The sequence below is a fragment of the Streptomyces sp. NBC_00016 genome, from assembly GCF_045040885.1.
In the GTDB taxonomy this organism is placed as follows: domain Bacteria; phylum Actinomycetota; class Actinomycetes; order Streptomycetales; family Streptomycetaceae; genus Streptomyces; species Streptomyces coriariae.
Map to the genome: position 1 here is coordinate 2,354,708 of NZ_CP108304.1, position 10,725 is coordinate 2,365,432.

Annotated in this window: 10 protein-coding genes and 1 riboswitch; of the genes, 6 read left to right on the forward strand and 4 right to left on the reverse strand. The window is 73.9% G+C overall.

All coding sequences use genetic code 11. From position 1 onward, the window contains the following. Window positions 1-4 precede the first annotated feature (4 nt). Both OG933_RS10475 and OG933_RS10480 read right to left on the reverse strand, forming a co-directional pair. Window positions 5-292 carry a SelT/SelW/SelH family protein gene (locus tag OG933_RS10475; RefSeq protein ID WP_171400299.1) on the reverse strand — a complete coding sequence of 96 codons (288 nt, stop codon included), beginning with the start codon at window positions 290-292 and terminating at the stop codon, window positions 5-7. Continuing rightward, on the reverse strand, window positions 289-1,203 hold the full coding sequence (locus tag OG933_RS10480; RefSeq protein WP_405626639.1) for a HipA family kinase: 915 nt from the start codon (window positions 1,201-1,203) through the stop codon (window positions 289-291). Before OG933_RS10480 ends, OG933_RS10475 begins: the two co-directional genes overlap by 4 nt. Window positions 1,204-1,362: 159 nt before the next feature. Continuing rightward, a riboswitch (cobalamin riboswitch) is annotated at window positions 1,363-1,488 on the forward strand. Between the two features lie 88 nt (window positions 1,489-1,576). On the opposite strand from OG933_RS10480, the gene OG933_RS10485 reads away from it, so the two are divergent. Genes OG933_RS10485 through OG933_RS10495 form a run of 3 tightly spaced genes read left to right on the forward strand, consistent with a single transcriptional unit; the run spans window position 1,577 to window position 4,631 of the window. Continuing rightward, the gene (locus OG933_RS10485) at window positions 1,577-2,668 is read left to right on the forward strand and encodes an ABC transporter substrate-binding protein (protein WP_405626640.1); all 1,092 of its coding nucleotides are present in this window, start codon (window positions 1,577-1,579) and stop codon (window positions 2,666-2,668) included. Next, window positions 2,665-3,756, forward strand: coding sequence for a FecCD family ABC transporter permease (locus OG933_RS10490; protein ID WP_405626642.1), 1,092 nt, complete (start codon window positions 2,665-2,667; stop codon window positions 3,754-3,756). Before OG933_RS10485 ends, OG933_RS10490 begins: the two co-directional genes overlap by 4 nt. Next, window positions 3,753-4,631 (forward strand): ABC transporter ATP-binding protein, encoded by an 879-nt coding sequence (locus OG933_RS10495; RefSeq protein ID WP_405626644.1) that lies wholly within the window; start codon window positions 3,753-3,755, stop codon window positions 4,629-4,631. The genes OG933_RS10490 and OG933_RS10495 overlap by 4 nt, the downstream gene beginning before the upstream one ends. 7 nt (window positions 4,632-4,638) lie before the next feature. On the opposite strand, the gene OG933_RS10500 is transcribed toward OG933_RS10495, so the two are convergent. Continuing rightward, entirely contained in the window at window positions 4,639-5,418 is a 780-nt protein-coding gene (locus tag OG933_RS10500; RefSeq protein WP_405626646.1) for a cobalt-precorrin-6A reductase, read from the reverse strand. 210 nt (window positions 5,419-5,628) lie between these two features. Here OG933_RS10500 and OG933_RS10505 point away from each other — a divergent pair, with 210 nt between their 5' ends. From OG933_RS10505 to OG933_RS10515, 3 genes are all read left to right on the forward strand, one after another. After that, entirely contained in the window at window positions 5,629-7,407 is a 1,779-nt protein-coding gene (locus OG933_RS10505) for an ABC transporter ATP-binding protein (RefSeq protein ID WP_362523165.1), read from the forward strand. Between the two features lie 143 nt (window positions 7,408-7,550). Then, window positions 7,551-9,266 (forward strand): ABC transporter ATP-binding protein, encoded by a 1,716-nt coding sequence (locus tag OG933_RS10510; protein WP_405626649.1) that lies wholly within the window; start codon window positions 7,551-7,553, stop codon window positions 9,264-9,266. Between the two features lie 82 nt (window positions 9,267-9,348). Beyond that, on the forward strand, window positions 9,349-10,419 hold the full coding sequence (locus OG933_RS10515) for an iron-siderophore ABC transporter substrate-binding protein (RefSeq protein WP_362523167.1): 1,071 nt from the start codon (window positions 9,349-9,351) through the stop codon (window positions 10,417-10,419). A 67-nt stretch (window positions 10,420-10,486) separates the two neighbouring features. Here OG933_RS10515 and OG933_RS10520 read toward each other — a convergent pair whose 3' ends face one another. Then, entirely contained in the window at window positions 10,487-10,696 is a 210-nt protein-coding gene (locus tag OG933_RS10520) for an MbtH family protein (RefSeq protein WP_230194274.1), read from the reverse strand. Window positions 10,697-10,725: the final 29 nt, after the last annotated feature.

Genomic DNA, 10,725 nt, shown 5'->3' on the forward strand with positions numbered 1-10,725 from the left:
AGGCTCACCTCTCCGAGTGGCCCAGGGACTTTCCCGGGGCCACTCGGTCACGTACGAGCTTCTTCACCGCGGTCGGTTCCGGGAAGCCCTGTTCGCGGCGGTCCCAGATCACCTCGTCGTCCACCCGGACGACGAAGACCCCGCCCTTGCCGGGCTTCAGGGCCAGCTCCGTCAGCTCCGCCTCGAAGGTCGTGAGCAGCTCCTGCGCCAGCCAGGCCGCGCGCGGCAGCCAGCGGCACTGGGTGCAGTACTCGATCTCGACCCGCCCGCTCGCGTCGCTCAGTTCGCTCATCCGAGGTGCACCGACCAATCCTGTTCCGCGGCCGGCTTGCCGTGCAGGTCGGGGACCCGCTTGAGCCAGTCGGGCCGTCCTTGCCGTGTCCTCGCCGCGCGCCGTGCCTCGTCGGCGGCGAGCTCCTCCGGGGCGGGGAAGTCGGTGGGCAGCCAGGCCGCCGAAGCCCGCACGCGCGCGTGGAGATAGCGCACATACGCCTCCCGGACCGCGTCCGGGGTCGTGAACCCCGCCTCGCCGGTCAGCCAGGCGTCCGGTACCTCCGCCACGATCCGGCGCAGCAGCTCCTCGGTCACCCTGGGCGCCAGCTCGGCGTCGGCCGCCCGGGTGTCCGGGGCGCAGCGGCCGAGGGCGTGGTGGCGGAAGTCGTAGCGCTTCTCGGGGTCGGCGCCGTCCCAGCGGTGGTGGAAGACGAGGGCGGCGCCGTGGTCGATGAGCCACAGCCGCGGCGGGGCGATGCCGAACGTCGGCCAGACCATCAGGTTGGAGCTGTGGACCGTCCGGTCGACGTTGACGGTCAGGGCGTCCAGCCAGACGATCCTCCCGGCCTCCAGCGGCTCCACCGGGAAGGCCTCGGCCACCTCCGGCGTGAAGTCCTCCGCACCCGGCAGGAAGTCCATCCCGAGGTTGAGCCCCGCGCTCGCGGCGTGCAGCTCCCGCACCTCCTGGTGCGGTTCCCGCTCCGCGATCGCCGGGTCGAACCGGACCAGGGCCAGTTCGGGAAAGCGCAGCCCGAGGGCGCGGGCCAGCTCGCCCACGATCACCTCGGCGACGAGCGCCTTGCGGCCCTGCGCGGAGCCCGTGAACTTCACGACGTAGGTGCCCAGGTCGTCGGCCTCGACGACGGCGGGCACGGAGCCGCCCGCCCGCAGCGGAGCGAGGTAGCGGGTCGCTGTGACCTCGGTCAACATGACTGCCTCCCTCTGGCCTGAAGGAGCATAGTAACCAGGCCCGACAGCCGACGAGAGGGCCCGAGCGGCCGTGCGGAAAGGCCCGCGGGCGGCCTCCGCGGCTGTGGTAGCTTGCCAAGGCCAGTCGAACCCATGTGCGCACGCGAGTGTGTACGGGTCAGGGAATCCGGTGCGAATCCGGAGCTGACGCGCAGCGGTGAGGGCGACGGGCGGGGCAACGGCCACTGGACGGCGTACGCGGTCCGGGAAGGCGCCTCGTCCGGGTGACCCCGAGTCCGAAGACCTGCTGGCCACCCCCGCCGCCGGGAGACGGCCGGGGGAGCACCGTACGACCGGGCTTCGCGCTTGAGCCCTCGACGCCGAAGGAAACCCTGTGCCGTTCGCACGTCCCGTCCGTTCCGCCCGGCCTGCCGTTCTGTTCCTGGCCGGTGTCCTGCTGCTGGCCGGCTGCGGCTCCTCGGGCCCGGCGGACCCCACCGGTTCGGCGGGCTCCACCGGTTCGGCGGGCTCCACCGGTTCGGCGGGGGAGAGCGGGGCCGCCGGCCGTCCGGTCCGTCTCGACAACTGCGGGCAGCAGGTCGTTGTCGACACCCCTCCGCGGCGGGCCGTCTCCCTCAACCAGGGCACGACCGAGATCATGCTCTCCCTCGGGCTGGCCGACCGCATGGTGGGCACCGCCACCTGGACCGACCCGGTGGCCGAGGGCCTGGAGAAGGCGAACGCGAAGGTGAAGCGCCTCGCCGACAACGCCCCCTCCTTCGAGACGGTCCTGGACACCGAACCCGACTTCGTCGCCGCCTCCTTCGCCTCCACCCTCGGCAAGGGCGGGGTCGCCCCGCGCGAGCAGTTCGACAAGCTCGGCGTGCCCACGTACCTCTCCCCCTCCGACTGTGTCGGCAAGGACAACAGCGGTGACGGCGACGGCGTCCGCACCGAGCCGCTGACCATGGACGCGGTCTACGGCGAAGTCCGCGACCTGGCCGAGGTCTTCGGTGTCCGGGAGCGCGGCGAGCGGCTCGTGGCCGGACTGAAGAGCCGGGTGACCAGGGCCACCGCCGGCCTCGACGCCCGGGGCGTGACCCTCATGTACTGGTTCGCCGACTCCCGGTCCCCGTATCTCGCGGGCTGCTGCGGCGCACCGGGCATCGTCACCGACGCGCTCGGCGCGAAGAACGCCTTCGACGACACCGAGGAGGAGTGGCCCCAGGTCAACTGGGAGACGGTCGCCGACCGCGACCCGGACCTCCTCGTCATCGGCGACCTGACCCGTAAGCAGCAGACGGCCGAGACCGCCACCCAGAAGATCGAGTTCCTGGAGTCGAACCCGGTCACCAAGAACATGACCGCGGTGAAGAAGAAGCGGTACGTGCTGCTGTCCGGACAGGCCATGAACCCGACCGTCAGGACCGTCGAGGGCATCGAGAAGGTGGCGGCGGCGCTGCGCGGCCAGGGCCTCGCGGGATGACCGCCGCGCCGTCGGCGTCCGAGGAGGCGGCGTCCGAGGCGCCGTCCAAGGCGGCGGCCAGGACGGCGGCCGTGGGCGGACTGCGCCGGGCGCTGCTGTGGGCGTCCGGTCTCGCGCTGCTGTGCGCCTCGGTCGCCGTGGCCATCACCATCGGCCCCGCGGACATCGCCGTCGGTGACGTGTGGTCCGCGGTGGCGGCCCATCTCGGCTGGGGGCAGGCGCAGTTGACTCCGCTGCGGGACGGCATCGTGTGGAACCTGCGGCTGCCGCGCACCCTGCTCGCCGCGGTGTGCGGCGCCGGCCTCGCGGTGTGCGGCGCCGTGATGCAGTCCCTGCTGCGCAATCCGCTCGCCGACCCCTTCGTCCTCGGGGTCTCCTCCGGCGCCTCCACCGGCGCGGTGCTGGTCGTCGTCCTCGGCGCGGGCGGCGGCCTCCTGTCGGTCTCCGGTGGCGCGTTCCTCGGCGCGCTGGTCTCCTTCGCGCTGGTACTGCTGCTCAGCCACACCCTCGGCGGCACCACGGACCGGGTGGTCCTCGCCGGAGTCGCCGCCATGCAGCTGTTCTCCGCGCTCACCTCCTTCGTCGTGATGACGGCCGCCGACGCGGAGACCACCCGCGGCATCCTGTTCTGGCTGCTCGGCTCGCTCAGCGGCGCCGACTGGACGGACGTGACCGTCGGCGCGGCCGCGCTGGTCGTGGCGCTGGCGGTCTGCCTCGGCCACGCCAGGACCCTGGACGCGTTCGCCTTCGGGCAGGACGCGGCCCTCTCCCTCGGCATCTCCGTGGCCCGCACCCGTCTGGTGCTGCTGTGCACGACCGCGCTGCTCACCGCCGCCCTGGTGAGTTCGGCCGGGGCGATCGGCTTCGTCGGCCTGGTGCTCCCGCACGCCGCGCGCGTCCTCACCGGCCCCGGCCACACCCGGCTGCTGCCCGCCACCGCCCTGACCGGCGCGGTGTTCCTGGTCTGGGTCGACACCCTCGCCCGCACCGTGCTCGAACCGCAGGAGGTGCCGGTGGGCGTGGTGACCTCCCTCATCGGCGTCCCGGCGTTCGTCGCCGTCCTGTACCGCGCGAAGGGCACCCGATGACCGGCTCGGAGACGACCGACCCGAAGACGACGGGCTCGGAGACGACCGGTTCGGAGACGACCGGTTCGGAGACGACCGGTTCGGATACGACCGGTTCCGAGGGGTTGCGTGCCGACCGGGTCGGCCGTGCCGCCGGCGGCACCCTGATCCTCGACGGGGTCAGCCTGACGCCCCGCCCCGGCGCCGTCACCGGCCTGCTCGGCCCGAACGGCTCGGGCAAGTCCACCCTGCTGCGGCTGCTCGCCGGTGTGCTCGCCCCGGACTCCGGCGTCGTCACCCTCGACGACCGCCCGCTGCCCCGGGTGAGCCGCCGCGCCGTCGCCCGGCGCATCGCCGTCGTCGAGCAACAGGCCGACACCCGGCTCGCGTTGAGCGTCCACGACGTCGTACGTCTCGGCCGCATCCCGCACCGCCGCGCCTGGGCGGCCGCCACCGCCGCCGACGAGGAAGCCGTCCGCTCCGCGCTGTCGCGCACCGGGCTCGCCGACAAGGCCCACCGGCCCTGGCACTCCCTCTCGGGTGGCGAACGCCAGCGTGTCCAGATCGCCCGCGCCCTCGCCCAGGAACCCCGCGAACTCCTCCTGGACGAGCCCACCAACCACCTCGACATCCAGCACCAGCTCGCCCTGCTGACCCTGATCACCGAACTGCGGGTCACCAGCGTCGTCGCGCTGCACGACCTCAACCTGGCCGCGATGTACTGCGACCGGCTCGTCGTCCTCGGGGAGGGGCGCGTGGTGGCCTGCGGCAGCCCGCACGACGTCCTCACCGAGGCCCTCATCGCCGATGTCTACGGTGTCCGGGCCGCCGTCACCGCCGACGGCCCCGACGGCCGCCCGCACATACGCTTCCTGGGCGCCGTACCGACTCCCTGACGCGGCATCAGCGTCGGCTGCTCCCCTTGCCGTTCGGCCCTCCGCGTCCGGCGTTCCCGAGCCATTCCAGGGCCTGCTCCGGCCCTGCCGCGACCCGGACGCCCGCGGGGAGCGGCGGCCGGCGCACCACGACCACGGGCAGCCCCGCCGCACGGGCGGCGGTCAGTTTCGGGGCGGTCGCCGCTCCCCCGCTGTCCTTGGTCACGACGACGTCGATCCGGTGACGGCGCAGCAGTTCGCGCTCCCCGTCGAGCGTGAAGGGCCCCCGGTCGAGCAGCAGCTCCATGCGGGACGGGACCGGCGCCTCGGGTGCGTCGACGGACCGTACGAGGAACCACAGGTCGTCCAGGGCGGCGAAGGCGGCCAGCCCCATGCGCCCGGTGGTGAGGAACACCCGCCGGCCGAGCGAGGGCAGCAGCTCGGCGGCCTCCGCCAGGGAACCGGTCTCGTGCCAGACGTCGCCGGCCACCGGGACCCAGCCCGGGCGGCGCAGCGCGAGCAGCGGAACACGGGCGTCGGCCGCGGCCTTCGCCGCGTTGAGGCTGATGGTCCCCGCGAAGGGGTGGGTGGCGTCGACGAGCGCGTCGACCCCCTGCTCGTCCAGCCACGCGGCGAGCCCCTCGGCCCCGCCGAAGCCGCCCACGCGTACCTCGCCGGGCGGCAGCCGGGGGGCGGCCACCCGTCCGGCCAGGGAGGTCGTCACGCGGATCCCCGGCACGGCGTCGGCGGCCAGGAGTTCGGCGAGGCGACGGGCCTCGGTGGTCCCGCCCAGGATCAGTACGTGCACGCAGTCGGGTCCCTTCCGAGGAGCAGGGCCCGAGCGGCGCGGCAGGCGATGGTCACGGCGCCCACTGAAGCACACCGGTCCCGGCCCGGCCGGGCCGGCGCCGTGCCCCGGGAGCGCGCCACGCGGTGCGTCGGGCCGCCAGGGCATTGACTCGCCCGCCTTCACTTAGAGTAGCCTTGCCTAAGTTGACCGGTTTCCGGAGGGTGGCTGGTGAGATCAGGGGAACAGTCGGGGCGGGATGTCCTGACGCGCTCGGTCAGGGGGCAGGCGCGGCGCGTCGGTCTCGGCGCGGCGCTCGGGTGTGTGCACCAACTGGGGGAAGCCCTGGTCCCGGTGCTCATCGGTGTCGTCATCGACCAGGCCGTGGCCGGGCAGGACGCCGGGCGGCTCGCCCTCTGGCTGGTCGTCCTGGCCGTGATGTACGTGGCGCTGTCGTGGAGTTTCCGGCTGGGCGCGCGGGCCGGTGAGCGCGGCGCCGAAGAGGCCGCGCACACCCTTCGCCTGGCGATCGTGCGCCGGGTGCTCGACGCCCGCGGCGGCGCCGAGGAGGGACGGCTGCCCGGCGAGCTGGCCAACGTCGCCACCGAGGACGCCAAGCGCGTCGGCGCGGTGAACATGGCGCTGATGAGCGGGATATGGGCGGTCGCCGGCATCACCGCCAGCGCCGTGTGGCTGCTGCTGACGTCCGTGCCGCTCGGGCTGATCGTGCTGCTGGGCACGCCGGTGCTGCTGTGGCTGGGGCATCTGCTGAGCAAGCCGCTGGAGCGTCGCAGCGAGGCCGAACAGGACCGGGCCGCCCACGCCTCGGGAGTGGCCGCCGACCTGGTGGCCGGGCTTCGGGTGCTGAAGGGGCTGGGCGCCCAGCAGGCGGCCGTCGAGCGGTACCGCCGTACCAGCCGCGCCTCGCTCGCGGCCACCCTGCGCGCGGCCCGTGCCGAGTCCTGGCAGACCGGGCTCGTCCTCGCTCTGACCGGTGGGTTCATCGCGCTGATAGCGCTGGTCGGCGGGCGGCTGGCGCTCGACGGCTCGCTCACGCTCGGGCAGTTGGTGTCCGCGGTGGGTCTCGCGCTGTTCCTGCTGGGGCCGTTGGAGACGTTCGCCTGGGTCAACGCCGAACTGGCGCAGGGCCGGGCCTCGGCCGCCCGGGTCGCGGAGGTCCTCGCCGCGCGTCCCGCCGTGGTGGGCGGCCAGGACCCGGTGCCGGACCCGGTGCGCGGGGAACTGCGACTGCGCGGGGTGCGGCTCGGTGGGCCGGACGGCGTCGACCTCGACCTGACGGCCGGGCGGCTGACCGGGATCGCCGTGACGGATCCGGCCTCCGCCGAGGCCCTGTTGCGCTGCCTGGGCCGGGAGACCGACCCGGAGTCGGGTTCGGTCGAACTCGACGGTGTGCCGTTGACCCGACTCGATCCGGCGGGGCTGCGGGCGGCGGTGCTGGTGGCCGCCCATGACGCCGTGCTGTTCGACGGCTCGCTGGCCGCGAACGTGACTCCGGAAGCGGAGGCAGGGGCGCGGAGCGGCCCGGCGGAGATCGGTGAGGCGGACGGGGCGGCGAACGGTGAGGCCGACGGGGCAGCGGGCGGGGCGGCGGATCTCCGGACGGAGCGCGCCATGGCCGCCGCCCACGCCGACGAGGTGGCCCGTTCCCTGCCGCACGGCGCCGCGACCGGTGTCGGCGAGGGCGGCCGGTCCCTGTCGGGCGGTCAGCGCCAGCGCGTCCTGCTGGCCCGTGCCCTGCGCGCCGGGCCGCCCGTCCTGGTCGTGCACGATCCGACGACGGCCGTGGACGCGGTGACCGAGGCGCGCATCGCCGAGGGGCTGCGCGAGATCCGGCGCGGCCGCACCACGGTCGTGGTGACCAACAGCCCGGCGCTGCTCGCCGTCGCCGACCGGGTGGTCCTCCTCGACGGCGGCCGGGTCGGCGCCGAAGGCACACACGCCGAACTCGTACAGGCCGACGCGACCTACCGGACGGCGGTGCTGGCGTGACGACGGAACGGACAAGAGCCGCGCAGACGGAAGCCGCGCAGACAGCGGCAGGGCAGAGAGAGGCAGGGCGGACAGAGGCCGGGCAGGCGGAAGCCGATCGGGCCCTGCTGCCGACGGCGAGTCCCGCCCGTACCCGGGCCGCGGTGCGCGAGTTGCTGCGGCCGCATCGGGGGCTGGCCTGGGCCGGGTTCGGGCTGATGGTGCTCGCCACCTCCGTCGGGCTGCTCACCCAGCCCCTGCTCGGTCACATCGTCGACGTGGTCACCGAGCGCCGCTCCCCCGACGCGCTCACCCTGCCCGTCCTCGCGCTGGCCGGGGTCGCCGTGGTGCAGGGCGTCACAACCGCGCTGGGCATGTCGCTGGTGTCCCGGCTCGGCGAGACCGTGCTCGCCCGGCTGCGCGAGCTGTTCGTGGAGCGTGCGCTCTCCCTGCCGCTGGGGCGGCTGGAGAAAGCGGGCTCCGGCGACCTCAACGCCCGGGTCACCCGGGACGTGTCCCGGGTCGCCGACGCGGTGCGCGGCGCCCTGCCGGAGCTGGCCCGCTCCGCGCTGTCGATCGTGCTGACCCTGGGCGCCCTCGCCCTGCTGGACTGGCGGTTCCTGCTGGCCGCGCTCGTCGCCCTGCCCGTACAGGCGCACACCGCGCGGTGGTACGTGCGCAACGCCGTGCCCCTGTACGCCAAGGAGCGCATCGCCACCGGGGCCCAGCAGCAGCAGCTGCTGGACACGATCGGCGGGGCGCGGACCGTACGGGCGTACCGGCTCCAGGCCGGCCACACCCGGCGGGTCACCGACCGTTCGCGGGCGTCGGTGGAACTGACGATGCGCGGGGTGCAGCTGGTGCTGCGCTTCTACAGCCGTCTGCACATCGCCGAGTACGCGGGCCTCAGCGCCGTCCTGGTCACCGGGTTCCTGCTGGTGCGCTCCGGCTCCGCCTCGGTCGGCACCGCGACGGCCGCCGCGCTGTACTTCCACAGCCTCTTCGGACCGGTGAACACCGCGCTCGTATTGCTCGACGACGCCCAGTCGGCGACGGCGGGGCTGGCCCGGCTGGTCGGGGTGGTGGACGAGCCGGCGCCCACGTTCGCCGAGCGCGCGGACGACCGTGCGACCGCCGCCGGTGCCCCGTCCGTGACGCTGACCGCGGTCTCCCACGCGTATGTGCCCGGCCGTCCGGTGCTGCACGGCGTCGATCTGGAGATCCGGCCCAAGGAACGGGTCGCGCTGGTCGGTACGACCGGGGCGGGCAAGACGACGCTCGCGAAGCTGGTGGCGGGGCTGCACCGGCCGGAGAGCGGACGGATCGACGTCGGCGGCGTCGAACCGGACGAGTCCGGCCGTCTGGTGGGGCTCGTCACGCAGGAGGTGCACGTCTTCGCCGGACCGCTCGCCGACGATCTGCGGCTGGCCCGCCCCCGGGCGGACGACGAGGAGCTGCGGGAGGCGCTGGCCACGGTGGGCGCCCTCGGCTGGGCCGAGGCGCTGCCGGAGGGCCTGGAGACCGTCGTCGGCGACGGCGGACACCGGCTCACCGCCGACCGGGCCCAGCAACTCGCGCTGGCCCGCCTGCTGTTGGCCGACCCGCCGGTCGTGGTCCTCGACGAGGCGACCGCCGAGGCGGGCAGCTCGGGCGCCCGCCAGCTCGACGAGGCCGCCGAGCAGGCCCTGCGGGGCCGTACGGCGCTGGTAGTTGCGCACCGGCTCAGCCAGGCCGCCACCGCCGACCGGGTGGTCGTCCTCAGTGACGGCCGGGTCGTGGAGAGCGGCACGCACGACGAACTGCTCACCGCCGACGGCGCGTACGCCACCCTGTGGCACGCCTGGTCCGGCAGTCGCTCCCCCGCCCCGGACGGCCCCTGACGAGAAACCCGCCCGCCGTCCCCCCGCCCCGGAACCGGCCACCCCCCGCCGAACGCACCGCGACGAACAGAAGGATCATCCGATGCCCCGCGCCACCAGAGCCTCACGGCTGTCCGGCCTGCTCGCCTCCGTAGTTCTGCTCGCCGTCGCGGCGGTCGGCTGCGGCGACTCCGACTCCGGTTCCTCGTCCTCCGGCGCGAAGGGGTCGGACTCCTCGTCCGCCGCCGGCGCCTTCCCCGTGACCCTCGACCACAAGTACGGCAGTACGACGATCAAGTCCGAGCCGAAGCGGATCGTCACCGTCGGTCTCACCGACCAGGACGCCGTCCTCGCGCTGGGCAAGGTGCCGGTCGGCACGACCGAGTGGCTCGGCGGCTACAAGGGCGCCGTCGGCCCGTGGGCCGAGGACAAGCTGGGCGGCGCGGCGGCGCCGACCGTCCTCACCGACACCGGCACCGGCCCCCAGGTGGAGAAGATCGCCGCGCTGAAGCCCGATCTCATCCTCGCCGTGTACTCGGGCCTGACCAAGGCCCAGTACGAGAGCCTGTCGAAGTTCGCGCCGGTGGTCGCCCAGCCGAAGGCGTACAACGACTACGGCGTGCCGTGGCAGCAGCAGACCGAGGAGATCGGCAAGGCGCTCGGCAAGGAGAGCGAGGCCAAGACGCTCGTGTCGGGCGTCGAGGAGAAGTTCGCGGCGGCCAAGAAGGCCAACCCCGCCTTCGCCGGGGCCACGGCCGTCATGGCGACCCCGTACGAGGGCACGTTCGTCTACGGCAGCCAGGACACCCGCTCGCGGATCCTGTCCGGCCTCGGCTTCTCGCTGCCGAAGGACCTCGACAAGGTGATCGGGGACACGTTCGGCGCCAACATCAGCAAGGAGCGCTTCGACCTGCTCGACCAGGACGTCGCCGTGTGGATCGTGCCGGACCTCACCACGGCGGTCACCAAGCTGCACAGCGACAAGATCTACTCCGACCTGAACGTGGTGAAGCAGGGCCGTGAGGTCTTCATCCAGGAGACCGGCGACTACGGCAACGCGGTGTCGCTGTCGACCGTGCTGAGCCTCCCCTACGTCATCGACCGCCTGGTGCCGCAGCTCGCCGCGGCGGTGGACGGCAAGACCGACACCAAGGTGGAGCAGCCGGCGTCCTGACCGGTTTCACGGCATGACGAAGGGGGCGGGCCCGCGGGCCCGCCCCCTTCGTCATGTCCCGCCGGGCTCAGGCCCCCTCGGCCTCTACGAGGCTCTTGGGCCGCAGGTCGGTCCAGTTGGCCTCGATGTGGTCCAGGCACTCCTGGCGGGCGGCCGGGCCGTGCGCGACGGTCCAGCCGGCCGGGACGTCCACGAAGTCGGGCCACAGGCTGTACTGGCCCTCGTCGTTGACGAGGACGCAGTACACGCCGTCGGGGTTCTCGAACGGGTTGCTCATGTCGGGTTCCCTGTCTCTCTGGGTCTCTC

Bases quoted from the DNA above. Each gene is read 5' to 3' on its own strand.
- OG933_RS10520 (WP_230194274.1), bottom strand. From the start codon at position 10,696: ATGAGCAACCCGTTCGAGAACCCCGACGGCGTGTACTGCGTCCTCGTC.
- OG933_RS10480 (WP_405626639.1), bottom strand. From the start codon at position 1,203: ATGTTGACCGAGGTCACAGCGACCCGCTACCTCGCTCCGCTGCGGGCG.
- OG933_RS10515 (WP_362523167.1), top strand. From the start codon at position 9,349: ATGCCCCGCGCCACCAGAGCCTCACGGCTGTCCGGCCTGCTCGCCTCC.
- OG933_RS10490 (WP_405626642.1), top strand. From the start codon at position 2,665: ATGACCGCCGCGCCGTCGGCGTCCGAGGAGGCGGCGTCCGAGGCGCCG.
- OG933_RS10475 (WP_171400299.1), bottom strand. From the start codon at position 292: ATGAGCGAACTGAGCGACGCGAGCGGGCGGGTCGAGATCGAGTACTGC.
- OG933_RS10495 (WP_405626644.1), top strand. From the start codon at position 3,753: ATGACCGGCTCGGAGACGACCGACCCGAAGACGACGGGCTCGGAGACG.